The organism is Dyadobacter sp. CY327 (genome assembly GCF_021390415.1).
GTDB classification, from domain to species: Bacteria; Bacteroidota; Bacteroidia; order Cytophagales; family Spirosomataceae; genus Dyadobacter; species Dyadobacter chenhuakuii.
On the sequence record NZ_JAJUXJ010000007.1, the window covers coordinates 1 to 26919 of the forward strand.

The window sequence follows — 26919 nt, forward strand, 5'->3', positions numbered from 1 at the left end:
GGTTGACTTAGCATGGTACTATATCAAATTTATGTATATGATTGGCGCAGTTACCAGCTACAAGGATTCAAAGCAGGATTTTTTAAAGCGATACCATACGCCATATTTGCAAAATCAAAAGGTTTAACTTGCTCCGCATAGCATTTAATGCGTTGCTTATATGCATCTGAGCTCAGTTCAACTGAATTTATGGTAGGATTAGAACAGTAAGACTACAGTTGACATTTCAAACAACGTTTGTTAATGTGAATCAGCAAATCTATTCTTAGTATCACATGAATAATTGATTTTTCAATATCGGGGAAGCGATTGCCGATATCGGGGAAGTCAAAAATTTTAAATTTATACATATTTTATCTTTCCAGAATACTTAGGATACGTATAAGTGTTAGGTAATCCAAAATAGGCACGGTTTTTATGTATGGCGTTGACTTTCAAAAACTTATCGTACACTAAATTCCGCTGTTTATGATTTTAAAAATGGACAGGTTGCCCATCGAGCTGCCAACACCCAACAATCCATCACCCAATGATGCCGCCGCTCTTCAGGAATTGCTAGGAGGCAAGTTTGGAGAAATGTCTACTTTGATGAACTACACTTTTCAGTCGTTCAATTTCAGGGGAAAGAAACGTTTAAAGCCTTTTTACGACGTTACAGCCAGTATTGCAGGTGAAGAGTATAGCCACATTGAAGTCGTTTCCTATGCAATCAATCTGCTTCTGACGGGAACAACCAAAAGAGGTTTTGACCCTGAGCCTGGCCCATTGAATGAGAGTGTCAATGCGCGCATTTCCCGCCATTTCTTATCCAGCGGACAAGCGTCGCTGCCCATGGACTCTATGGGTGACTGGTGGACCGGACAAAATGTGTTTAGTAGTGGTAACCTTAAGCTGGATTTACTTCACAATTTCTTCCTGGAATGTGGTGCCCGTGCCAACAAAATGCGCGTTTACGAAATGGTTACCGATCCTACGGCACGAGAGATGGTCGGTTTCTTACTGGTTCGCGGCGGGCTACACGTAGTTGCATACGCCAGGGCACTGGAAGTGCTTACAGGCGTAGCCGTAACCAAACTTGTTCCTGTTCCTGATTTAAGCAACAAGGCATTTAAGGAAACCAGAAAATACGAAGAGAATGGTGTACACCGCAAACTATATACGTTTAGCAAAGAAGACTATCAGACTGCTGGCTTAATTTTTAATGGGCCGCATCCGGAAGATGGTCAGCCATTAGAGGTGATTTTTGGTTCCCCCGAAGGATACCCAATGCCAGACCTAGAGGAGGAGCCACAACTTAATTCACCTGGTGAAGACGGCATTGATCCTGAAATGTTTGCCGATATTGCCAAAAAGCTAGGTATAAAAATCTAAATGGTGCCATCCGAGAATAAATAAAAGGGGTCTAGTTATAACGAGGTTGCAAAAAGTAACCTCGTTATATTTTATAAAATACAAAGCTCTTCTATTAATGAATATTTATAAAGAAGTCTAAGTATACTTTGTTAAAACTTCGGTTTTTAAGACGGCCAAGTCATCAAGACGTGCGCTATCGTTGTCAAATGCTTAAGCGGGTTATCTTACAAAAGAGTTGCTGTATAGCAAAGCCAAGTTTTTTGGGTATTGCAATCAGAAGTTATTTGGGGCTGCACACCTTTTCCAGTAGTCGATCATCACTTTAATTGTTTCTTTAATTTCACCAAATTCACCGGGCTTAACAAAAAAACCTTGTGCAGATGTGCTATATGCGTCGATAACTACCTGCTGGTTAATCGCAGTGGTAAAGTAAACGTAGGGAATGCATTTAAGGCTAAGTTCTGCATCGGTCTGCAGCTTTCTTCTAAGCTCCAGTCCATTTAACTGTGGCAGATTAATATCTGAAATAATAATGAAAGGCAGCTCTTTGCTGGTATAAAGAAAATCCAATGCCGATTGACCATCTGAGAAATACATCCTTTCATTAGAATACCCTAATTCGCCGAAAACTTCTTCCAATACGAACTGGTCGTCTGCATCATCTTCTATAATGATAATTGGGCCATTTTTATCCATCCGATAATTAGTTTAGTGTAAGCTCAATATTTACTTACATAGCTTGTCATTTCAAGTCAGTTACACATAAGATTACATTCCAACAAGTAGGTAAGTAGTCAACGCCTGGTTGCATATTGCGAAAAACATTGTGCCACCTACAATAACTTTCTGTACCTTATAGGAATAATTATTTGATGATGTGGCATTTACGCTCAACATCCTGCACCTAACCTTACCATCTTAATGAATTCAATTGAACCAAATCACATTGTTGCCATCGGTGCATCGGCCGGGGGCCTTGATGAGCTGATTTCTTTTTTTGAAAACACACCTCTGGATGGTATTGCCTACGTTGTGGTCCAGCATTTATCCGCTGATTATGAAAGCAGGTTGGCAGAAGTCTTATCCAGGTACAGCAAGCTGACCATGGTACAGGCGGTAGAAGGGACGGGCATTGCGTCCAATTATGTATATGTAATCCCGGGAGATAAGTTTATGACTGTTAAAAGGGGGCATTTACATTTAAGCGATAAAACCGACGTGCGCGGTCCGCACATGACCATCAATACATTCTTATCTTCCCTCGCTGCCGACTACGGCCCAAAGGCGATTGGCGTCATCCTGTCCGGCCTGGGTTCTGATGGTAGTGATGGTGTAAAAGCAGTTAAGAAGGCAGGCGGGATGGTGATTGCCCGAAACCCACAAACCACTGAATTCAACAGTATGCCTTCCAATGCAATCGCCACTGGAATGGTCGATTTCATCGTGGAGCCCGAGGCAATGCCCGGCGCTATTGAAGAATATGTCAAGCGGGAAATTGAACTGCTAGCGGCCGGTATCTCTGATGGAGAAAATATGGCTGGTTTGATCGAGATCATAAGCCAGCAGCTTCCACTGGATTTTTCAGACTACAAGCAGTCGACTATTTTGCGACGGATCAAAAGAAGGGCGGCTTATAACAACTTTGAACGCCTGGAAGCTTACCTGGAATTTGCCAAAGGTTCCCCTGATGAAATTGAAGCGCTTGCCAAAGATTTCCTGATTAGCGTGACTGCTTTTTTTAGGGACACCGAAGCATTTAGTGCGCTGGAAAAACGGGTACTGCCTTCTATCATTAGAAGCCTTTCTACTGGTCAGGAGATCAGGATATGGGTTACTGGTTGTGCGACGGGCGAAGAAGCCTACTCGATGGCAATCCTGGTGCGGGAGCTTTTGGGGGAAAAGATCCAGGACCAGCAGGTGAAAATCTTTGCTACCGATATTGATACTGCTGCCCTGGCCCATGCCGGTAAAGGCATTTACGCTGCTGCTGTAGTGTCCAAAATGCCGCAATCCTACCTGGAAAAATACTTTATACAGGAGGGGGAGGATTATAAGGTAACGGTTGCCTTGCGTAAAATGGTTATCTTTTCCAGACATGACCTGGTGAAAAACCCGCCCTACTGCAACATGCATCTGATCAGCTGCCGCAACCTGCTGATTTACATGACCCCGATCTTACAACAAAAAATCTATCACATGCTCCTCTTTGGGCTAAAACCCGAGGGATACCTGTTTCTAGGATCCAGTGAGAGTCCCTCGCCGATATTAAAGAGCATGAAAGTCATTGATAAAAATGCAAAGATCTACCAGAAACTGGATGCTACCCCATCCGTAAACTTTGAAACGTTTACCCTGCCGGAATATACCTACCACAAACCGACCAGCTTAGGGGTTGCTCAACCAGAAACCAATAAAGCGCCCGACCGCACCCTGGATGGGGCAATCCATGAAACCATCCTTAATGAAGAGCAGCGCCTGCTTGTCTGTATTGATGAAAACAACAGGGTGCTTAAATCCTACGGCCCAACCGGAAGGTTCCTTACCCAAAAGATTTTAACGTCAGATCTGACCGAACTTCTACCGGGCCCTCTTAATATTGCTTTTAAGACATCCTGCAAAAATGTCATCGAAACCCATAAAAGAACAGTAGTCACAGGGATACAGATCCAGCACTCCCAAGAGACAATCAAGGTAAACTTGTCGGTTAGCCCGATGGTCCTTAAAGGCCGGCCTAATGGGTTCTTAGTTGTACAGTTTAGCGAGGATCAAGGTTCCGGCCAGCCAGCAGATGCAATGCAGTTTGACGAGAAGCTCTATCTAGACGATTATACCAAGTTTTTGGAGCAGGAAAACAAAGACCAGAAAGAGCAACTGGCTGCTGCCACCGAAAAACTGTTTGCACTCAACGAGAATATGCAGTCCTTTAATGAGGAGCTGCTATCGGCCAATGAGGAGATGCAGAGCAGCAATGAGGAAATGCAGTCCGTCAATGAAGAGCTGCACACGATCAATGCGGATTACCAGTTAAAGAACCGTGAGCTCTTAGAGCTTAACGATGATCTGAACAATTATTTTAAAAGCAATATCAATGGCCAGCTCTTTATCAGCTCAGATCTTCGCCTGATGCGATTTTCGCCTGGGACCGTCCGGCATATCAACTTGGTTGAAAGCGACATAGGACGGCCAATCAGTAACATTTCAACCAATTTCAGGTTTGAAACCCTTTCTGATGACATAACAGATGTTCTGGACAAGGGTTATCCTATAATCCGTGAAATCCAGGCCAATGATGGCAAGTGGTACCAGGTTATGACCATGCCATATATCCAGCAGCTTGGCAATAAAAGAACGGGTGCCATCATTACTTTCAATGATATTACCAGCCTGAAAGAAATACAACACCAGCTGGACAAAAAGAATGAAATCCTGACCCGCATAAACGGCGACCTGGACAATTTTGTACATACGGCATCTCATGACTTGCTAGGACCGCTCAGTAATATAGGTATTAGTATCGGCCTATTAACTGAAATGCGGGCAGACGATGTAGAACTGAAACCGATTTTAAACATTATCGGCAATTCAGTGAAGAAGTTCGGGGCCCTGGTCAGGGACATCGGCACAGTGGCCAGAATTGAAGACCAGGCCATTTTGACTGAGATGGTAGCGCTGAACGAAATTCTGGAGAACATCCTGTGGAGCCTTGGCGACAAGATCAGGCAGACTGGCGCAGTGATTACCAGTGATTTGAAAGTACCTCAAATACTTTTTTCCAAAAAGAACCTAAGGAGCATCTTGTTCAATCTGGTATCGAATGCGATCAAGTACCGATCAGAGGATACACCTTTTGTCACCATCCAAACTTCGAGTGTAGGTGAATTCACTGCCCTGACAGTCCAGGATAATGGGAGCGGGATGTCCGAAAATGATGTTGACAAGATTTTTCAGAAGTACCACAGGCTCCAAACTGACCATGAAGGGCAGGGAATCGGGCTTTATCTGGCTAGAAAAATAATTGATGCTTCCGGTGGCAGTATCCGCGTTGAAAGCACGCCTGGCAAGGGAAGCAAATTTGTGATCTATTTCCCGGTAGCTGGGCTAAAATAAACAGATAGCCAATGCGTGCTACCTGTTAAGTGGCTTACCCAGATTGTCCACGCTTCATCACCAAATTAATATGGCAAAAAACAAAAAAGCCTTATCTGGAAAGGTTGTCGTCATCGGCACGTCTTCCGGTGGCCTGAATGCACTGAAAACATTGATTAATCAGCTGCAAGAAAATTTTCCAGCACCCATACTGGTTGTCCAGCATATTTCAGCTGATGCGACGGGCAGCGTTCTTTTGGACGTGCTAAACAAGCAAACCAACATCCACTGTCAACATGCTGTAAATGGCGAAAGCCTTCAAAACGGGCATTTGTACCTGGCACCTTCTGATCATCATCTAATGATCGGTGATGACCAGAAAATCCTCGTTACCAAAGGCGCGCAGGAAAACCGCTCCCGGCCTGCAATTGATCCATTGTTTCGGTCAGCTGCTGTTGTTTTCGGTAGCAATGTAATTGGGGTCCTGCTGACAGGTTACCTGGATGATGGAACAGCCGGGATGATTGCTATCAAAAGGTGCGGCGGTACGTGCATAGTTCAAGACCCCTCAGATGCAGAATACCCTGATATGCCAGCCAACGCTATCAAGCAAGTAGATGTTGATTTTTGCTTGCCCCTTATGGAAATGGGCGGTTTACTGTATCAACTCCTGGCAGCAAAACCGGAAAAAAGCGGGCCCATCCCAAAGGATATATTGACCGAAGCAAAAATTGCCAAACGCGTGTTAAGCGATTTGCCTGCTGTCAATTCTCTGGGAGATCAGGTGCCTTTCAATTGCCCGGGCTGTGGTGGTGTCCTATGGAAAGTAGACAAAGGCCCCCTGACACGCTACCGCTGTCATACCGGTCATGCCTACACGGCGCAGACTTTGATCGCCGAGCAAACCTTGAAGATCGAAGAGACGATGTGGACGGCGCTCCGGATGTTTGAAGAAAGAAGGAACCTTTTGACCACTTTTGCAAAAGAGCAAACCGGGGCAATCAAGAAGTCGGCGCTCGAAAGGGCAGAACTGTCCCAGGTTCACATTGACCGGATCAAGGCCATCCTGCTTGCTGATGACAAAGGGACTGCTCAGGATACACCCAGTTGATGCTCACTTTTTAGTATTTAATCAAACGTAAAAACAGTAAACGGTTATGAATAAAAAAGGACCTATTATAATCATAGAAGATGACATGGACGATCAGGATATCCTGTCTGAAATTTTCAAAGAACTGAATTATAAGAATGAACTGTTTTTTTTCGGAGACGGTGTACAAGCATTGGATTACTTGACACACATAGATATTGAACCTTTTCTTGTTCTTTCTGACATCAACATGCCAAAATTAAATGGGATGGAACTGTATGAAAAAATTCATAACAACGAAGATTTGAGACTCAAATCAATCCCATATCTTTTCTTTTCTACAAGTGCTGAGCAAAAGCATGTGATCGATGCGTATTCAAGGTCTATTCAAGGATTTTTTATCAAACCAAGTAATTACGATAGATTAAAAGAAATGATAGTAAAGATTGTGGAGTACTGGCAAGAATGTGAATCACCAAAATATATCAAAAATGCTCAGTAATAAGAGAATGTAGGGAAGGCACTGGGCTCCGTTTGCAGGTTAGATGAAAGACATAGAGTAATGACTCCAAAGCTCGCAAAACCAGGTAAAGAGCAAGGCTAGGCCTTAGGCCAGTACAAATGGAAGAAGAATAAGATGGCGCCGAGAAAAAAAACGCTGCCAGAAATACAATTAAATGAAAATTTGCCAAGTCAACATAAGGCAGGAATTGAAAGAATTGGTTCGAAGCATTTCATATCTGGGTTTGGCAAAGACAAAATCACCAAGCCAAAAATCAAGCAGAATTTGCGCTTGCAGCGTGTTACTGCGCAGCTTTTAACGGAGCTTCAAGCCAGTCTAAATGAAGTAAAAGACTTATTGAAGGCATGTGTTTAGATGGATATTACAATGGAAACAATGAATGGCAACGAATGGCTACCAGGCGATACCGAGACTGAAATACAGAATTTTTGGAAAGAATTTAAAGTAAACCCTGCTTTGATGGCCGGCCTGCAATCACTTATGGATTTGCAACCAGCTGTTAAAAATGGCTCGCACTATTGGCGGCCGAGTTCTGAGAACGGGACAATATTCACCAACTCAAACAGTAATATTAGTGGTGTAGAAAAGATTTTTGCTTGGTCAAAGATTTTAAATGGGCAAGAAATACTATGTGCTATAAACCTGGATCAGCATAAACAGGCAATAGTATATGTAACCATAGATAAAGACTTGTATGCACCAGATGAAAAATTATACCTTTTATTTGGTCCCCAACAAATCCCGGCCGAGTTAAATGTTGAAGACAGGAATGGTAAATCAGTCCGGTTGACGCTGCCAGCTCGTTCACTGATCATTTATGGCAAGGCCCCAATACTCCGGTAACTTTTTGAAAATGGCAGTTAAAAGCACCAGGCTTTTAGTGGTTAAAACCTTCCAAAAAAATATTAACTCCAACAATTTAAAAGGGGGCTTAGCATCCTGGATTAACTGATAACTGGTGTGCAGTGCCACCTTGTCCTTGATAGATAGATCCGAATGTGGTCTGAATTTTGGTGTAAAGGTTGTTACAAGTCTGGCTTGTTTGCCGTGTCAAGTGCATAGCACAAATATGGTCCATACATCCCATCGGTGAGCAACTTAAATTAGTTTAAAAGTGCTCCAATCTCTCGCAGCTTTCTTGCTGCCATGTCTGGGAAATCAATAAAAGTTTGATGTAAGAAGCGCTGATGGATCGATAATTGCTAGGCAAGGCTCCATTCATCAGATCCGGCACTAATTATTACTTTATGACATTTATAGACAACGTATTACAAACCCATCATATGGGTGGTCTGATCAAGCGGGCGAGCTAATCAGACCAAGGGCAAGTTAGAATCTTCAAAAAGTTTTTTAAAAGGTTGAACGTCTTGGTAGACTGCCGTAACTGTCTCCCACTTATGAGTTGGGTAAAAGTACTGTGCATGGTGCCCCTGCTTATGCTATTCATATTTGAGTTTTTTAGCTTGCCTTTATTTGCCGCAGCATTGGTCAGTTTGATCATTTTGGGGACGCGTGGCACGAGCTGGCAACATATTTACTGATCGCACCGAAAATTGGCGCAGAAGGAGAAGGCCTTCACTGCTGGCAGCTTTGGCAACTGTATTGCGGTCAGTTGCCGGCATGATTGACAAAGAATAAATAATCGCATTCAATACACTAAAAACAGATTTGAATATGGACAATAATAAGGTAAAACAAATACATGATTATGGCCAGAGCATCTGGCTTGATTTCATTGACCGCAAGATCATTTTCTCGGGAGAATTAAAGAAATTGATTGAAGAAGACGGTGTGCGTGGTGTGACATCCAACCCGGCTATTTTTGAAAAGGCCATCAGCAGCAGTTCCGATTACGATCAGGACATTGCCCGCCTGACTAATGAAGGTCTGAGTACGGATGAAGTATTTTTTGGACTGGCTGTGTCTGATATCAAACTTGCATGCGATGTGCTGGCACCTGTATACAATCAAGAAGACGTGGTTGGCGCTGATGGCTATGTAAGCCTGGAAGTGTCCCCGTTCCTGGCACGTGATACCCAGGCTACCATCAAGCAGGCGCGCGAGCTCTGGGAGCAGGTTGACAAGGACAATGTAATGATTAAAATCCCTGGAACCCAGGCGGGCATTATTGCCATCGAGACAGCAATCAGTGAGGGAATTAATGTGAATGTTACCTTGCTTTTCAGCCTTAAACGTTATGAAGCAGTCGTGGAAGCATATATTTCAGGACTGGAAAAAAGGGAAAAACAAGGACTGCCCATTAACCATGTTTCTTCTGTTGCCAGCTTCTTTTTGAGCCGGATCGACATTTTGGTAGACCCGTTTTTAGACAAGAATGGGCTGGGTGATCTGCGCGGGCAAGTTGCCATCGCATCTGCAAAAACGGCTTACCAGATATATAAGAGACTGTTCAGCTCTGAGCGCTGGAAGAAGCTATCTGCAAAAGGTGCAGTACCGCAGCGGTTGCTGTGGGCGAGTACCAGCAGTAAGGATCCTGCTTTCAAAGACACCCGGTATGTGGAAGCACTCATCGGACCAGACACGGTCAACACCATTCCGCTGCAAACGCTGGAAGCATTCCGGGATCACGGAGATCCGGCAAGCCGCCTGGAAGAAGACCTGGACAACGCAGCATCTATTTTGGGAAAAATAAAGGCTGGGGGGATTGATATGGAAGCTGTGGCTGTCCAGCTCGAAAATGAGGGAATAGACAAGTTCACCGAACCTTTCCAGAAACTGCTGGATGCGATTGAAAAACAGAAAGAACAAGCCGGGCTATAATCTAGATTATGTCCATCTTATTATGCTTGGTCATAAAGGCCGGAAATGGATGGAGCATTATTATGGCTGGCCCAATAGTCCTTTGGTTAAGCTTTTCCACTGCATTTTTGAAAAGAGGATCATACCTCCCAGGCCTACCAAAGCATTTCTTAGTTTAGCCAAAATAGGCTTAGGTTCCATATTCGGACGGACCTGTTGGTCAACCACGGAAGCGGTAACTTTTAAATCCTGAATGGCGATACTGAAAGTACTGCTAGCTAGTTGATGATAAAAATGCGCCGTGGTTTCATCCTGCGACATTGGATTGGGGCACGGTCGGACCGTAATGGAAATGCTTTCATACTCACCTTGCGCCTGATGCGTTATCTTTTCAATGAGTACCCAGTCATGTCCACGTCCTTCAACACTTCCCGGTCCGGGAATGTCAATACGGAACAGGTTGTTCTCACTGGCATCACCTGTTATGGGATGCCCGAATGCATTGGTGAGCTCAAAATTAGCATAAAATGTCCCGGTCATCGACTGCCATGAGCTGACATCAAAAAGTCTGCCTTTTGCTAGCTCAAACAGTCGCCGTGATTCGCTTGCACTAGTCAGCTCAACACTGGTCTGGGCTGAAATAGTAATTCCTTTTGTGGTCGGCGATACCCGATGACTTACATCCTGATTTTTCATACTGTTGTTGTTCTGTAGGTGGTAAGGTAATGAGCGTATGCAGCCCTGAATAAACTGTTGCAGCCAGTGAAATTCCGTGGATGCCACGAGTCTAACCCGATGAAAGGCCCGTGGCTTATTAATATCAGGCCAGAAGCGTTAAAAGTCGATCAGGGAGGATGATAGGATTCAGGATGCTTACGGGCGTCCCGGTATCAGAAACCGCTTCCCCAACTATTCCGGGCCAGTAGTAATCTTACTCCAAGGCACCTGCCTTAGTTGACAAGCGTCAATTGGTAGAAGACAAACTTTTTTTGAGAGGGGATTTTAATTGTCTGGGGATAGGCTATGGTTAGCCTAGCTTTATAAAATTGAAGCCTGCCATAATGCCAACCCTTTTAGAAATTATTGGGTGCGGCACATTTTTGCCAATATTCTACAATGACGCGGATAGTATCCTGCAACGCACCAAAAGATGTCTGCTTTATAAAAAAACCTTGTGCAGAAGTACTGTAAGCATCAATGACAACCTTCTGATTGATGGCTGTTGAAAAAAAGAGATATGGAATGCATCGAAGGTTTAGCTCTGCATCTGTCTGTAATTTGTTTCTTAATTCAAGCCCGTTCAACTTTGGCATGTTTACGTCCGAAAGAATAAGGAAGGGCGCGATTTTCTCACTGTGAAGATATTCGAGAGCTTGAAGGCCATCTGGCAAGTAAACTCGCTTGTTTGGATAATCTAATGATTTAAAGACTTCTTCTAAAAGAAACTGATCATCTTCGTCATCTTCAATGATTATTATTTCACCGTCTTTATTCATACAAGTCAAGGCTTTAGGGGATCTTGATAATTGTAAAAAATTAGGCCAGTGGTCCTTTTAATCAATCATGGTGGCAGGGTTTATATACCAGGTAAATCAATCAGGGCAAAGATTTTAAATTAAATAGCCGGCAAAACTGATCGGCCAGTACGTGAAGCAATAAGAAGTACCAGTCAAAAATATTGTTCGAACACAATAATCTGGACACTAAAAGCAGAATTAAATAGGAACATGGAAAAAAGATAACTAGCATTGTTAGAGCAATTTGTTGTAAAGTGTGATAGGTATGAAGGGACATCTAACAGGGCGAGTTTTAATAGTAGATGATAATAAAAGCTTTGCTGATATAACGGCAAAGCTCATCAGACTTAGCGGGTACGATGTAATTGTCCGCTATACGGGGCCAGAAGGATATGCAGCTGCCAGGGATTTTCTGCCTGACGTGATGCTTTTGGATCTGGGCATTCCTAATGTTGATGGCTATGAGGTCTGTCGTAAAATCCGGCGGCTGTTGTGGGGAAAGAAAATCCATATCATTGCATTGACTGGTTACAGCGCCAGCAGTACAGAGAGATATACAGTAAGAGCTGGGTTTGATCAGCACCTGACGAAAACAGTCCCATTCACCAAGCTGGACCAGGCTATTCGGCAAGGTTTATCGCATTAGTTATTTGTGTGATATCATAATACTAGTGTCATAAAATAATCCTTTTTAAAATAGCCCGGAGCGTCAAAGCAGCTATTAAACATATCCATCCGCGTTTACCCAAGTGCCGAACCCTGCCTATCAGTGCGTCCAGCGGCGTACTAGTCGGCACGATAATTTAACAGAAGGCTGATTGAAATTTAAAACTGTGGGGATAGCTGAGCTTAATTAACTTGACGATCAATGGTTTAAGATGCAAATCTTGCTTGTTATTCCAGGGATGGTTCAGTCAACCACACGCTATTTTGATCCGTTATTTCAACTAAGCTACCGATGCCAGATAACAAGCTAACCAAACCTTTTCCAGACCAAGTCACCAGTCGCCTGGGCGTTTTGCCTAACTTTTTCACAACCGCTGCTGCTGCCCCGGGCCTGATCGAGGAATTGTGGGGTTTTGCAAAGTCTTCTTATCTGGACAATCCTTTGCCTTCCCTGTTTAAGGAGCGCCTGTTCGTATACTTGTCCCGTTTTTGCCCGGTCAGGTATTGCATCATCCGGCATACAGGGTTTTTGATGGGGCTGGGCAGGCCTGCCGGGGACGCCGGCATACTACCCCAGACCATTGAGCAGGTTACGGAGATGCTGAGCTGGCCGCTTCCCGAAACCGATGACTTAAATGCATTATTGACCAGGCTTGAATTTATTTCGGGCCCGTTGGTTATTCCAGCTGCCGGCCAGCAGGCTGAACAGGATTTGTTTGAAGCCCTGGCAGTCCTGTTTTTAGAACCGCGACTTTCCGGCCGCACGCGCAGTGCAGTTGGAAAGGCTTACGGGCAAGCTAATTTTGAGTTAATAACTGCGTTTTTAGCCTTTATCCGCACGGCCCATTACTGGACTGAAACCCATCCCGAACTGGCATATGAACCCGATGTGCAGGCGCTCATGGCCCACCATCCGCACCTGGCAGCACTACTGCTTGATAAATCCGAAGCCGAAGCAGCGCAGCAGGGAAAGGCATTGCGGCAAGCCCTGACGAGCCTGGAAGCTGTGCAGGGCGCGCTTGATACAAACCAGGAACGGATGCGCGTGCAAAAGGACGCTTTTCTATCCGCAATGAACGGCGGCACACTGGAAGACGGACTCAGCATGCTCGTTGAGATGGTTACCAGGGAAACAGCGGCAGAGGCGCGGTGCGCTTTCTACCTGGCCGATGATGCACGAGAATTTTTACATCCGGTCTTTGGCGCTTCAACAATGCCCCTGGCATATTTAAATCAAATTGATAAGTTAAAGATCGGCGAGGATTCTCTGGCATGCGGACTGGCTGTCCCTACCGGCCAACCCGTGATAAGCCATGACGTCTTGGAAGATCCATTATGGGAGCCATGGACGCATCTTGCAAAAAAATACAGCTATCGGGGCTGCTGGTCATTCCCTATCAAAACAAGGGACCAAAAAGCTGTTGGCACATTTGCCCTCTATTTTCAAAATCCCCGTGAAGCCTCTGAAACAGAGCTTGCAATGGTCGACGTTGTGACCCAGACCGCTGCCATCCTGATCGTTACCAGATCAGACGCCCGGGAAAAAGAACAGTCAGAACAAGCGCTACGCGAAAGTGAGCAAAGTTTACGCCTCGTTCTTGAGAGCATTGGCGAACCGTTTTATGTGCTGGACCGGGATTGGCGCTTTGTTTTTGTCAGCCGTGCAGCCTTGAAGGTGTGGCAAAAATCACAGCAAGAAGTTGTAGGGCATATCTTCCTGGAAGCCTTCCCCAATGAAGCATCAAGCGAGTCATATGCTGCGCACCAGCGCGTGATGGATTCCGGCGCAGCGGAGCATTTGGAATCTGTTTCACCCATACTGGGAAGTTGGATTGAGATTGATTTGAACATAACACCCAATGGATATCTTTCCACATCATTCAGGAATATCTCCGAGCGCAAGCAGCGCGAACAGCACCAGAATTTCCTGTTAAAACTTAGCGACGGGCTCAGGCCATTCAAGAATCCGGTCGAGATCCAGGAAACAGCAATAAAGATATTGGGCCAGGAGCTTGATGTGATGCGGGCCGCCTATTTTGAAGTCGATCCGGACGGTGTTACGATCAGTCTGACAGCCCGTTATCAAAAAGGCACGTCAACATTTCCTGCTCAAAGGCGGATTTCCGACATTTCGACTGATCGAGTGAATCAATTTCGCAAGGGGCAAACCCTGGTTATTTGTGATACCGAACACGAAGCCAAGCCCGAAAGATATCGCGCCTTCGGTGTCCGTGCAGCGATTGCCGTGCCACTGGTCAAAAATGGGCAGCTGGTCGCCATCGTAGGCATTCATGCTGAGCAGCCGCGAAACTGGACCCCTGCCCAAGTGCAGCTAGTAGAAGAACTGGCCGAACATACCTGGGTGGCTTTGGAAAGATCGAAAGCCCAAGCAGCCTTGCTGGATTCACAAAAACAATTCCAATCAATTGCTAACCTGGTGCCGGACCTGCTTTGGGATAGCCAGCCGGATGGCTCAACCAACTGGTATAACCAGCGTTGGATTGAATATACCGGGCAGACTTTGGAACAGGCGATTGGTTGGGGCTGGGTTGATGCCATTCATCCCGACGACCGGGATGCTTCGGCAGAGCGCTATGGCAAGGCGGTCGAAGCTAGCCAGTTTTTGCAGCAGGAGCACCGGATCAGGCGTCACGATGGCGCCTACCGCTGGTTTGTTGTTAGCACATCGCCGGTTAAGGATGAAAGCGGAAATGTTGTTAAAATGTACGGCGCCGCCACTGATATTCATGATCGCAGAGAATCCGAAGAAGCTCTGCGTGAATCAGAAGAAAAACTTCGCACGGTGTTCGATTCAATTGATCAAGCCTTTTGCATGATCGAAATTGTGCGCGACCCAATGGGCGTAGGCGTAGATTACCGTCTTCTCGAAGCGAATGGTGTTTTCGAGTTGCAGACGGGAGTCGCCAATGCACGTGGCAAACTCGCCAGCGAATATGTTCCCGGGGAGGAACCTTTCTGGCTTGAAAATTTCGATTGTGTTGCTCGCACAGGCGAGCCGGCACGTGTTGAAAGTTATCACCAGGCCACCAGGCACTGGTATTCAGCGTTCGTTGTGCGCGTGGGCGATCAGGGCAGCAACCGCGTCGCCATCGTTTTCGATGACATCACCGAGCGAAAACAACAGGAAGAGTATAGTGAATTTTTGATAAAGTTAAGCGATATACTGCGCGCTCCCCGGGCCGATGTCGCAGCCATAAAGACGGAAGCCCTGAGATTGCTCGGGGAGCAGTTCAATGTGATACGGGCCATTTATTACGAAGCAGACCAGGACAGTGTCACACTGACAGCCCAGTTTGAAAAGGATGCGGTTGCGAGTCCTGACCAGCTCCGCCTTTCCGATTTTTCACCGACCGTGGCTGAGCAGTACAGGTGTGGCAAAACGCAGATGGTCACTGACACAGAAAACGAGCCTAACCCACGGGCATACCGGGCGATAGGTCTTCGGGCATGGCTTGCGGTTCCTCTCATCAAAGATGGCCGTCTGGTTACCGTTGTAGCCGTTCATTCCAAAACCCCTCGTAAGTGGACGGAAGCCGAAGTCCGGATGCTGGAAGAATTTGCGGACCGTCTATGGGCTGCCGTTGAGCGGGCTAACGTTGAGCAACAAGTACGTGACTCGGAAAGACGGCTCCGCATAGCCACGGAGGCGGCGGATATGGCAACCTGGGAATGGAATTTGATAGAAAATAAGGTCATTTGGAACGAGCAGCACTTCCGGCTTTTCGGTTTGGAGCCGCATGCTGGGCCTGTTGACCCCGAAATTTTTTTTGAGCACATTCATCCATCTGATAGGAAACGTGTCGAAGACCAGCTCCGGGATGCCCTGGCAAATGACGTGGAATTTGATACGGAATTTCTGGCTGTACTTGAAGACGGCACCCAGCGCTGGATGAGTGGGTATGGACGGGTCATGGAAAAATCAGGTGATCAGCCCATATCCATAAGTGGGGTCATGCTTGACATCACAGAGCGGCGGCAGGCTGAAAATGACCTGCGCCGTAGCGAAGAACGTCAGAAAGCAATTATCGAAAGTGCGACTGATTATGCTATTCTAACAATGGATTTAGACATGCGTATCGTTGACTGGAACGTGGGCGCACAGAATATGATGGGTTACTCTGAAGAAGAGATTATCGGTCAGCATGGTGAAATTTTTTTTGTTGCTGAGGACCGGGCAAAAGGCGTCCCGGCATATGAACGTGACAAGGCGATACAAGAAGGGCGCTCGAAGAATGAACGTTGGCATCTTCGCAAAAATGGTTCCCGCTTCTATGGTTCCGGCATTACCAGCCCACTACTGGATGAAGCTGGAAAGGTGATCGGTCTTCTAACCGTAATGCGTGATTTGACACACCAGAAACGCAGCGAAGAAGCCTTGGAAGAGGCCAGCAAGCGGAAAGATGAATTCCTGGCCATGCTTGCCCATGAGCTGCGAAACCCGTTGGCAACTGTGGGAAATGGGATTTATATCCTGAAAATCATCCAGCAATCAGATCCGCAGGTCTCTGAAATAGTGGAAATGATGGACAATCAGGTCACGCACCTGGTGCGCATGATCGATGATTTATTGGACGTAAGCCGGGTTACCCAAGGCAAAATCCAGCTTCATTCCGAACGGCTGGAAGTAGGGGCATTGATCCAAAACGCAGTGAAAGCCATACTCCCACAATTCGAGGGCCGCGGTAAAAAGCTTCATTTATCCAGCATGCCGCCCGGGCTTTTTGTACACGGCGACCAGACCCGGCTATCGCAGGTTGTGACAAACCTGTTGACCAATAGTCTTCGTTATACAGGCAATGACGGGCAGGCTTGGGCAAGTCTTTCAGTAGAAAATAATGAAGTTGTTATCCAGGTCAAAGACAATGGGATCGGGCTGAGCGCTGAGCAACAGACATCTGTTTTTGAGCTGTTCGTGCAAGCCGACAACTCGCTTGCACGCTCGCAGGGCGGGCTTGGGATTGGCTTGACGCTGGTCCGACAGCTCGTTGACATGCACAGCGGGCGGGTCCAAGCCCAGAGCCCAGGAATTGGTCAGGGGAGCATCTTTACGGTTTATTTACCCTTACTGGATGCGCCAAAGCAACCTGCATCTACGCAACCCAACGGTTCCGCTAAACAATCAACCGTGCACATCCTTTTGATCGATGATATGGAAGATCTGGCCAGGATCACATCCATGCTTTTGAAACTGAAGGGTTATCAGGTCGATATCCGTTTTGATGGTAAAGCCGGGGCGGAAGCTGTCGAAGCCTTAAAGCCTGCGGTGGTGCTTTGCGATATCGGCATGCCGGATTTGGATGGGTATCAGGCGGCCGGACTAATCCGGCAAGGAGCGTGGGGAAGCAAAGTTACATTGATTGCGTTATCGGGCTACGGGCAAGAAGAAGATAAACAACGGAGTAGGGAAGCAGGTTTTGATGGTCACTTGTTAAAACCAGTTAATATGGACGAGTTGCAAAGTATAATGTCCAGCTTAACCAGACCGGGTCAAGCTGGTGTGGAGTCTGATGGGTAGTTAATTTGCAACCCAGGCAACTGCCCGTATCTAAAATAATAAACGTAAATCTTCAGACTTCTTATCCATGAACAATCGGCCATTCTGTGTTTAATAGATTATTACAAACCGACAAGGAGCTTTGTATTACCGCAATCTATGTTGAGTTATAAATTCTATCTATGCAATCCTATGTAAAAAAATTCGGGAGTATTTCCGTACTCTTAGACCTTTGACCCATCCTGAATATTGGTACCTATATCAAGGTACTTAGTTCCGAAATTTTCGTGGAAAAGAGTCCCGAAATTTACTTCGGGGATCTGATTCCTGGCCCATGAGGTATGTAATAAAACGAACGAATTTTTACACAATCCAAAATCATCCAAATCTGTATAAAATCATTATTTATATTGACATGTAATTAATCTAAATGTAATATATTTGATTTTATTAAGTTTCGTACATAAAATGATCAAATTAGGATACGCCCGGGTCTCCACCCAAGAACAGAATCTGGATCTTCAACTGGATGCATTAAAGAAGGAAGGGTGCAAGCAAGTTTTTACAGATAAGGTTTCCGGAGTAAAGGCTACCAAGCCAAATTTTGAAAAATTAATGGAGTACGCGCGGCCAGGTGATACCATTGTCATTTGGAAATTGGACCGGCTTGGAAGAAGTACTATTAAGTTGATTGAGCTGATTGAACAATTAAAAAACAAGGGAGTGAATCTTAAATCACTTTCTGAAGCCATCGATACCAGTACGGCGACCGGCAATCTATTTTTTCAGTTCATGTGTGTGTTAGCCGAACATGAGCGTAACATTATCCGCGAGCGTACAAAAGCAGGCCTGGAGTCGGCCAGGGCAAGGGGCAGATCCGGGGGCAGGCCAGAAGGATTAAGCGAGCGCTATCGCAAAATTGCCCCGGAAGTCAAGGAAATTTATGAGAAGAACAGTCGGAGTACCGATGAAATCAGAGAAATGTTCAAAATAAAAAGCCAGCCTACATTGTACAAAATTTTAAAGTACAGTGGCGTTGATATAAAGGGTTTTTTGAAGAAGAGACGTTAGCGTGGCTTTTGATACGGCGGCGTGGCCGACCAGGCCACTGCCATACAAACTTGTACTTTAACCCAAGCTAGCAAGCCAAGGCCAGAGATATCTGATACGATTAGCCAGCATGCTGTTGGCATCTGCGTAGCGGACACTACCTCGAAATTTCGTTCAATAGTGAACGCTTTAAAATTCCAGAATCTAACATTCGAGCGTTTAAAGGAGGATTTCCTGTATTGGCAGAATATTTTTCCCTCAGTATAGACCTGATCATAAATAACCCAAATTAAAGTACTCTATCCTACATGTTTTCGTCTAAAAACAATCTTTTCCTTACTATTATTTTTTGTTCCCTGACCACATTTTGCACAGCTCAAATCAAGTCGTTGAATGGCAAGGATATTTCGCCAACGGCAATAGACGCCTTCCTTAAAAAGGAAATGGCGGCCGGGAGTATTCCCGGGCTATCGATCGCTATCATCAATAATGGCAAGGTAGTTTACAGCCGCGAAATGGGGCTCGCCGACATTGAACAACAAACAAAGGTGACTCGTCAAACGCTTTTTGAAGCTGCATCGTTAACCAAATCAGTTTTTGCCTATTATGTGCTCAAGCAGGTAGAGAAAGGATTGATAGCACTGGACACACCTTTATATAAATACATGCCATATCCCGATATCGCTTATGATGAGCGGTATAAACTGATAACAGCGCGAATGGCACTTAGTCATACAACGGGCTTCCCAAACTGGCGCGATGATCAAGTCCCAGACTCACTAAGCAACAAGGCTAAAAAAGGCAGTCTGTATCTGAACTTTCGCCCGGGCACCCGGGTGAGTTATTCAGGAGAAGGATTTCAATATTTAGCTAAAACAATCGCCCATCTATTAAACACTAACCTGAGGGGCTTGGGAGAGATCATGAATAAAGAGGTTTGCACATCACTGGGAATGACAAATTCCACTTTAATAAGAAACAATTATGTTGACCAGTTCAGGGCAACCGGATATTTGCGCAATGACGATGGTTCCAACTGGAAGGGCAATTTTGAAACTTTTGATGAGCTTAATGCCGCAGGAAGTTTACGTTCAAATGCACCAGAGTTTGCTAAATTCATGATTGCGTTAATAAATTATAAGGGGTTGAAAAAACAATCGTTGAATGAAATGTTTAAAGATCAGGCGTATGATAATCCGCCATCACATACAGCGGCGAAAGGGTTAGGGGTGTTTATCCATCATACATCAGCCGGTAACCGCATTTCGCATAACGGGAACAATCAAATTTTTAATGCTGATTACATCATGTATCCTGATAAAAAGAGTGGCTTCGTCATCTTTATTAACAACAACATGGAGGAGCACATCATGCAACATCTTGAATATTTTTTTAAACATGGTCAAGAATATCCGGTAAAGGATGCTGATATCCCTATTGATGTAAATAGTTACGTTGGAGAATATAAAAGTTCAGATCCAACAACACCTAATTTCGTTCTTCTTACGGAAAAGGGAAAGTTATTTGTGTATGTTAAGAATAATTCCCAACGAAAATATGAGCTCCACCCTGCCGCAAAAGATGACTTCTTTCTTAATGAGGTCATTGCCAAGTTGGTTTTCATCAGGGATAAAAATGGGATGATAATCGGTTTTGAAAAAGAACAGCAATCGTTTTATAACGAAAATTTTCAAAAAATAGATTAGTTTATCTTCCAGCATTGATAGAGCATTAGCTTCTCTGAATCCCAAGCCCTATGTAAAGGCATTTCCGAAAATGTGAACCAATTATGCCATATTTTATTACTTTTTTGATTGCATTTTGTTTTTGCGACCCGGTTAAAGCACAAAACAGGAAACCTACTTACAATCCACCACCAATAGCGCTTAGAAAGCTTAACGAAGGGCAGCATAAGGCAGATTTTGACAAATTAGAACATGCGCTTGTCGAAACATATGGAGGTATCTACCGTCTGAGCGATAGCATTAATGTCCAAAAAAGGTTCGATAAATATCGCAGACAGTTAGCGACCATAAATGACCAGGCTGACTTTATTTCACTATTGACAACCTTAATTGCCAGTTTCAGGGAAGGCCACATGAAGGTGGAATATGATGATGAGACGAACAATCTTTTAAAAACATCGAAACTTTTCCCCTTCACTATTATGGTAGAAAATGGGAAATTGAGAGTGCTTTATAATGAAACTGCAGAAGACCAGTCAATTACCCCAGGCATGGAGATTCTAAGCATTAACGGCCATCAGTCTGGGCAGCTTATTAAGGCAATGATACCGCATATTTCAGCTGATGGATATGGCTATTCACACCGGAACAAGCGGCTCGCTGATAATTTTCCTCAAAACCTATGGCTATATTTTGGTCAGCAGGACCGGTTTACTATGAAAGCAAAAGACAGCGCCGGTAAGGTGATCACTACTAACGTAGTAGGGGTAACGGACGCGAACCGCGAAGTTAATAGACTTTCAATTGTCAACCTGCAAGTGAGAAAAGGTGTTACCCAATTTGAAGGTCGGGGTCCAAACGTATCTTTAAGCTTTACAAATGAAGGTAAAACTGCTAACCTGCGAATTCAGGGATTCAAAGGAAAAGAATTTGAAAATGAGTTGGATAGTGTTTTTAGAATTGTCGATCAAAAAAATACTAAGACACTGATACTTGATCTGCGGGGCAATGGTGGAGGTGAAGATGTTTATGGCGCAGCACTTGTTTCGCATCTTACATCAGCACCTTTCAGATATTTTAGAAAAATACAAATGCGGACAATTAAACCTTCATTTGGTGGGTGGAGCCATGATTTGCTTAATATACTAGACACAGGCACAGTTGCAGACCCTGTCGATCGACATCTCCTTACCGGTGCAATAAAAGCCGGTATTAATATACAACAACCATCTTCAATAAATTTCAAGGGGAAATTGTTTGTTTTGACAGATGGTTACACCTTCTCTACCGCCGCAGATGCAGCCGCTGTGATCAGGCGGATCACTACCGCGATCTTCATTGGGGAAGAAACAGGTGGAGGTGCGGAAGGGAATACTTCGGGCATATTTTTACAAGCGAAATTGCCCAATTCTGGATTGAAGGTAAATATACCTTGCCTGTGCTATTGGAATGCCGTTACCGTCCGTAAGAATAACAGAGGTGTTTTGCCCGATCATCCTTTAGTAAACAGCGTAACTGATATATTAGAAAGCAACGACAGGCAATGGAAGTATGCCGCTGCATTAGCCTTAGAATCTGATTAATGAATGATCCATGAACCCCTATCATTTCCAACCTAAACATTGTCAATACCCAAAACAATGCAACGAGATTGGCATTGTAACAAATCTCACTAGGTAGAGCTTGATCAAACCCACGGTACTTTTCGTGGCGGCCGCTGCCGTTCAATCTTTTAATATAACCCATTTATATCAAAACTTGGTTAATTATTATCTAGTTTTTGAGACTTGCCATCTGACGTTTAGGTATCAAGTAATTCGGGGTGGTTACCTTCGAATGGTCTATATCTTAGAGAAATTTATCTTTCCTATAAAAATGCCTTCCTATTATCCAGCTCATAATCAATCCATAGGCTATTAACCTTGCAGGCAGTAAAATAATTTGCGCAAATAGGAGCCATCTGTTGTAATCGTCCGAAATACGAAAAGGGTTATCCACTAGCCCTCCTAACCATCCAATATTTGTGTGATCAGGAGTAGGCTTAACGAAATGCCCAACTACAACGTAAAGACTTAGGAAGCATAATTTAATAAGTGTATGCTTAAATCCTTCATCTGGGACATTATTAAATACCCAATAAAGTCCACTAACCGCCAGAAAGAGACCTATTATGGTTACAATGTAAATGATCCATTTACCAGGTGGCTTATCATTATCATCATCCGGCTTAGGTGAGTTTATCTCTACTTTGCCAACCGGGCCCGGGTTACCGGATTCAAGAAACCATTCAAGTAATCCCATCGAATATCTTTTTGGTCTAAGATATTGTTATAAGGAATTATCTGAAATAGAATTGTGGTGATTGGTTATCCAGTTCCGTTATTCGCTAAAAAACATGATCATTGGGTATTCACTCCCATTTGTTTTACCGCCATAATACGGATATACGTTGTTCAGCAAGTATTCGACACTCTTAAAATTCTCATGGCCAGCAGCGAGCGAACACTTTGGCTTTCCTTCCTTTTAATTATGCATATTTTAGAATTGTTTTTGCAGTATTTAACAGAAATGTTTTCGTAAATGGGCGCATTGAAACAGTAGCTTTAATTATCCCGGTAATGGTATTGATATTCTATGCCATTGCCTTCATTGCAGGTCACTGGCCATCCAGCGTCGTTGTAAGTAAATTTTCGGTCCCATTGTATTTGCCCGCGTGAATCAAGGGAGCGTACGACATTGTTTGGGCATGCGAATGGATTCGGCAAACCATAAGAATTGAGTCCACGCATGGGATTAGGATGGCTGTCATACTCATAACGGACGAGCCCTAAGGTGTCAGTCTCTGAATTTCGTTGTTCAATAATATTGCCGTTGCTGTCAAACAACAGATAGATCCTCCTGCCTGACTTTCCCGCATTGTCAGTCACATTAATGGCTGCTTTCAAGCCAGCATATGAAAAAGTGGCAATCATGTTCTCGCTTGTTACTTTGCTATATCGGTTCTGGTTATTTAGTTTGAGCGTATAAGTTTGAAAGTCGAAAGGCAGATCTGGATCACACATTGCACCACTCCATGACGAGAGAATGCCACGGGTACCCGATCGTATTGAGGTGATTTGGTCACGCGTGTAGCCATATTCGACAATCGAGTAAGGCGTTTCACAATTGCTATATGCCAGTATGCGCGAAACCTGTCCGTTGCTGTATTCCAGATTATTTTGAAGTTTGCCTTGTGCAGTTATTTTAAAAAATGCACCGACTGGAATCTGAGGATCGAGTTCCTTTTTGCAGCTTGTAACCAGCAGCATTGACGCCAGTATGGCTAAGATTACGGTGAGTTTTGTCATAGTTAGATCTTAAAACATTATATCTCAGATTCATGACGCTAATGCCTTGTGAATAGTTGTAACACCTATATGGTAAATACCAGATTACTATGCAATAGATTACTGAGATTCAAACTCGATAGAAAGTTGATTTTGTAACCGCTTTTAGCTGTCCCAAAATCCGGTTGTTAAAGCGAAATAGGGAGATTCACTGCTTCTACCAGTTTCAACTATCTAAAAGTTTATTTTGATATGTTTTAGGTGCTTTGAAGTAGGTTAAATCGTACTATTCCTAAGAACGATAACGAAAATGGAACTCTTACATCAACCCGGGTCGGGTACACCTTGCCTGGCTGCTAAACTGGTTGTTTTGGTACCTATCATTTTATGTTGTCAGCACATAAATACCAAGATCTTGGTATTGCCTCGCTCTCTGCTTTAATAAACCTTTGTCGAGTCAAAATGGCAGTCATCTTTCAAGGGAATGGACTAATGGGAAAGATAAAAAGGTAGAGTAGGCACTGATCTCAGTATTTGAAACGGCCTCTTAACCTACTATGCATCAATTGATTTACAATGTAATCATCAATCACCATGAATAAATATTTTTGCTTAGTGCTAAGTACGTGTTTGGCTTGCTCTACCAGCAAGGAGGGGATTGGTAACAAGAAAAAATCACCAATCGAGGGTAATTGGCTTCTGGTTGAAAACGTAGTCAATGGTAAACTGGTGGTACCGGTGAAGTCACCTCAGTTCAAAACCTTTCTGGATGGCTATTTCAACATCTTCATGTATAACCCAGATGGAAGTTTTCACGGTGCAGGTGCGGGACCGTATGATATTGACGGAAACAAGTACCGAGAAACGTTTGAATTTGAGTCCAATCCTACCTGGATAGGGTATAGCGATGAGCAGGAATGGGAGCTGAAAGGAGACACCCTCGTTACCAAAGGATTTAAAAAAGTATTTGACCGCCAGGGAAAGTTAACGCCTGCTGAGACCTGGGGTGGCGATTCATTTGTTGAGAAACGGGTCAGAGTGAAGAGGTAAACTCGCTTGTTCGGGCAACAGGAGGTGCGGTTTCAGTTAGACGCTGTTGGGTTGTTTTGAGGATGCAAAGGTAGAAAAAGATTAGGTGGTATTGCTCTGTTCAAATACAGTATCCTGTTTCTTAACTAATTACGGGACACGAGATGTAAGTGCCAACATAATACATAGACCTATTGCTATACCAAAATTTGTAACACGCTTAATGGCAACCAATGAGTCCATTTTATATCGTTCCAAACTAATAAGCATTACCAAAATTTTGCAATTATGGTTTGTTTTCATGCTGACCGTCTATTACTGCGATCAGCGATTTCTCAGTCGAGCTAAGTTCCTAATCACAACGTGAATTCTACATTCAATATACCGTGATCCTGGTATTGATAGAAATGGTCGGACAGAGCAATTTTGTAATGCTCAGAAAGTCATTTTTCACAGACTTGTTTTACTAAATATGCAATCTTATGAAACGTATTTTACTGTTACTGATCACGCTTTCGACTATTAGCGCAATTCCGATTTATGGCCAGTCCTGCTCCGGTAACTTTACCGTTAGCCAGAATACGATTTGCCTAACCCAATCCATTACTTTACAGGTTGCAGCGTGCGTGGGCGACGGCACGGTTACCTGGGCATATGCCACCTCCGAGAATGGTACGTATACAGACATTAGTACAAGCCCGATGACGTGGATGAGATGTAACGTGTCATTTACCTACACGCCCACTTCGGCCGGGACATTCTGGTACAAAGCTTCTTTCGTATCCTCATCTGCAACTCCTCTTCCACCGTGTTCCTGGAACCCGGTACAAGTGGTAGTAGGGGCTGGCAATGTACCGCCTGCTCCCACCATTACGGCAGCTACTACGTGCCCGGATGTATCATTATCCATTACCGGTCCTGTTGCAGAATACAGTAAAGTATGGCAAAAGCTTTCTAGCCCTAATCCAAATTGGGGAGTGATGAACGAGCAGACGGGTAATTCGATAATCGCGCCGCATGCGGGCACCATTACAAATCCTGTCGAATATCGTGTTTTATATAAAAATGAGTCCTGCACTGGTTCGCCTAGCAACGCTATTTCAATATCAAATTATGGCGTTGCCCCATACTACACGACAAGCACGACCCCGGATGTTACATTTTCTTATTCGTACGGAAATGGTCTCACCGATATAAAAGATAATTGTAAAAAACTATTAGCTCAGTTTGAAGGGTCAGGTGGCATAGGAGGAGGAACTTTCCCGGCCTATCAGTTGAAGGCAAGAGCGAGTTTTGATAATACTATAAAAACGTATAACGGAAGCCCTTATTTAACAAGACATTACGATTTCGTTCCGTCCACTAGTGCGACGTATCCGGCCACGCCAACATCCTATTCGGTTCAACTTTATTTTACCCAGGCCGAGTTTGATGCTTTCAACGCAACTACGAGCTCTGAAACCCCTAAACTGCCGAAGCAACCTAACGGCAATTACGGATATTTCAACGATAACGGGGATTTTATAGATGACGGTAGCATTTATTATGGTAAGACACCACTTAGGGTACTATTCGCTCATGGCCAGCCATCGGTAGCAGGAGGCGGCCCAGAGACCTATACCTCAGTGGATGAATTGTATAATCCGGTGTCAGGAACTTCCAACGCCGATATTTATACTTCCTGGAATACGTATTATAATGTATGGCAGGTAACGATTCGGAACCTTACCAATTTCTCGGGCTTCTTTATAACAACCGAGGATGCCCAACCCCTGCCTGTAACCCTTCTCAATTTTAATGCCCAAAAGCAGGAAAATGGCGTCATGTTGGACTGGCAGACCACCGAAGAGACCAACAGCGAACGGTTTGAAATCCAGCATAGTACTGATGGAAAACGATGGAGCGAGATCGCGAAGGTAAATGCGGCGGGCGATAGCAAGGTTATGCAACGCTATACATACATGCACACAAATCCTGCCCCGCGCGATAACCTGTACCGGATGAAAATGGTCGATCGGGACGCGACGTTTGCCATGTCGCGGATCTTGTCAGTGAATATGAATGTTACTCCTGATCTTAACGTTTATCCAAATCCGGTAACGAATTCCCTATCTGCAACCTCCGAACAGGCCATTATTGGTTACCGGCTGGTTTCACCGGGAGGGAAAATTGTCAGCGAGAATAGCCGGATCCGTACGACACATCTGGAACTGGAAAATATCAGCGCTCCCGCCGGACTGTATGTATTGACACTAAATTTTGAAAACGGGGGTATTGAAAACCGAAAACTGATTATCGAATAAATGCGGACGAAAGTAA

19 protein-coding genes are annotated in these 26919 nt (G+C 44.4%); 14 read left to right on the forward strand and 5 right to left on the reverse strand.

Annotated features, from left to right (window positions below; genetic code table 11):
- Positions 1-468: 468 nt before the first annotated feature.
- Entirely contained in the window at positions 469-1371 is a 903-nt protein-coding gene (locus tag LZG74_RS16215) for a manganese catalase family protein (protein ID WP_233797586.1), read from the forward strand.
- Positions 1372-1626: 255 nt separating this feature from the next.
- Here LZG74_RS16215 and LZG74_RS16220 read toward each other — a convergent pair whose 3' ends face one another.
- Positions 1627-2049, reverse strand: a complete 423-nt coding sequence (locus LZG74_RS16220) for a response regulator (RefSeq protein ID WP_233797587.1) — start codon at positions 2047-2049, stop codon at positions 1627-1629.
- 225 nt (positions 2050-2274) lie between these two features.
- Here LZG74_RS16220 and LZG74_RS16225 point away from each other — a divergent pair, with 225 nt between their 5' ends.
- The 6 genes from LZG74_RS16225 (at position 2275) to tal (ending at position 9833) form a co-directional block, all read left to right on the forward strand.
- Positions 2275-5460, forward strand: a complete 3186-nt coding sequence (locus LZG74_RS16225; protein WP_233797588.1) for a chemotaxis protein CheB — start codon at positions 2275-2277, stop codon at positions 5458-5460.
- A 70-nt stretch (positions 5461-5530) separates the two neighbouring features.
- Positions 5531-6550 (forward strand): chemotaxis protein CheB, encoded by a 1020-nt coding sequence (locus LZG74_RS16230; RefSeq protein ID WP_233797589.1) that lies wholly within the window; start codon positions 5531-5533, stop codon positions 6548-6550.
- Positions 6551-6596: 46 nt separating this feature from the next.
- Positions 6597-7031 (forward strand): response regulator, encoded by a 435-nt coding sequence (locus LZG74_RS16235; RefSeq protein ID WP_233797590.1) that lies wholly within the window; start codon positions 6597-6599, stop codon positions 7029-7031.
- Positions 7032-7166: 135 nt separating this feature from the next.
- Positions 7167-7406 (forward strand): hypothetical protein, encoded by a 240-nt coding sequence (locus LZG74_RS16240; RefSeq protein WP_233797591.1) that lies wholly within the window; start codon positions 7167-7169, stop codon positions 7404-7406.
- 12 nt (positions 7407-7418) lie between these two features.
- Positions 7419-7895 carry a hypothetical protein gene (locus LZG74_RS16245; RefSeq protein ID WP_233797592.1) on the forward strand — a complete coding sequence of 159 codons (477 nt, stop codon included), beginning with the start codon at positions 7419-7421 and terminating at the stop codon, positions 7893-7895.
- 831 nt (positions 7896-8726) lie between these two features.
- Complete coding sequence (gene tal, locus LZG74_RS16250; protein WP_233797593.1) at positions 8727-9833, forward strand: transaldolase; 1107 nt, start codon at positions 8727-8729, stop codon at positions 9831-9833.
- 60 nt (positions 9834-9893) lie between these two features.
- On the opposite strand, the gene LZG74_RS16255 is transcribed toward tal, so the two are convergent.
- Together LZG74_RS16255 and LZG74_RS16260 are read right to left on the reverse strand one after the other, a co-directional pair.
- Complete coding sequence (locus LZG74_RS16255) at positions 9894-10508, reverse strand: hypothetical protein (RefSeq protein ID WP_233797594.1); 615 nt, start codon at positions 10506-10508, stop codon at positions 9894-9896.
- A 377-nt stretch (positions 10509-10885) separates the two neighbouring features.
- Entirely contained in the window at positions 10886-11308 is a 423-nt protein-coding gene (locus LZG74_RS16260; protein ID WP_233797595.1) for a response regulator, read from the reverse strand.
- Between the two features lie 286 nt (positions 11309-11594).
- Between LZG74_RS16260 and LZG74_RS16265 the strand changes: the two genes are divergently transcribed.
- From LZG74_RS16265 to LZG74_RS16285, 5 genes are all read left to right on the forward strand, one after another.
- The gene (locus tag LZG74_RS16265; RefSeq protein ID WP_233797596.1) at positions 11595-11975 is read left to right on the forward strand and encodes a response regulator; all 381 of its coding nucleotides are present in this window, start codon (positions 11595-11597) and stop codon (positions 11973-11975) included.
- A 312-nt stretch (positions 11976-12287) separates the two neighbouring features.
- Positions 12288-17531 carry a PAS domain S-box protein gene (locus tag LZG74_RS16270; protein ID WP_233797597.1) on the forward strand — a complete coding sequence of 1748 codons (5244 nt, stop codon included), beginning with the start codon at positions 12288-12290 and terminating at the stop codon, positions 17529-17531.
- Positions 17532-17951: 420 nt separating this feature from the next.
- Positions 17952-18581: a recombinase family protein gene (locus LZG74_RS16275; protein ID WP_255699354.1), complete on the forward strand. Its 630-nt coding sequence runs from the start codon at positions 17952-17954 to the stop codon at positions 18579-18581.
- A 287-nt stretch (positions 18582-18868) separates the two neighbouring features.
- A complete protein-coding gene (locus tag LZG74_RS16280) occupies positions 18869-20266 on the forward strand; it encodes a serine hydrolase (protein WP_233797598.1) in 1398 nt (465 codons plus the stop codon).
- Positions 20267-20349: 83 nt separating this feature from the next.
- Positions 20350-21828: a S41 family peptidase gene (locus tag LZG74_RS16285; protein WP_233797599.1), complete on the forward strand. Its 1479-nt coding sequence runs from the start codon at positions 20350-20352 to the stop codon at positions 21826-21828.
- A 265-nt stretch (positions 21829-22093) separates the two neighbouring features.
- On the opposite strand, the gene LZG74_RS16290 is transcribed toward LZG74_RS16285, so the two are convergent.
- On the reverse strand, positions 22094-22546 hold the full coding sequence (locus tag LZG74_RS16290) for a hypothetical protein (protein ID WP_233797600.1): 453 nt from the start codon (positions 22544-22546) through the stop codon (positions 22094-22096).
- A 302-nt stretch (positions 22547-22848) separates the two neighbouring features.
- Positions 22849-23592 (reverse strand): hypothetical protein, encoded by a 744-nt coding sequence (locus tag LZG74_RS16295; RefSeq protein ID WP_233797601.1) that lies wholly within the window; start codon positions 23590-23592, stop codon positions 22849-22851.
- A 594-nt stretch (positions 23593-24186) separates the two neighbouring features.
- Between LZG74_RS16295 and LZG74_RS16300 the strand changes: the two genes are divergently transcribed.
- Together LZG74_RS16300 and LZG74_RS16305 are read left to right on the forward strand one after the other, a co-directional pair.
- Positions 24187-24621, forward strand: coding sequence for a hypothetical protein (locus LZG74_RS16300; RefSeq protein WP_233797602.1), 435 nt, complete (start codon positions 24187-24189; stop codon positions 24619-24621).
- Between the two features lie 461 nt (positions 24622-25082).
- On the forward strand, positions 25083-26903 hold the full coding sequence (locus LZG74_RS16305; protein WP_233797603.1) for a T9SS type A sorting domain-containing protein: 1821 nt from the start codon (positions 25083-25085) through the stop codon (positions 26901-26903).
- Positions 26904-26919: the final 16 nt, after the last annotated feature.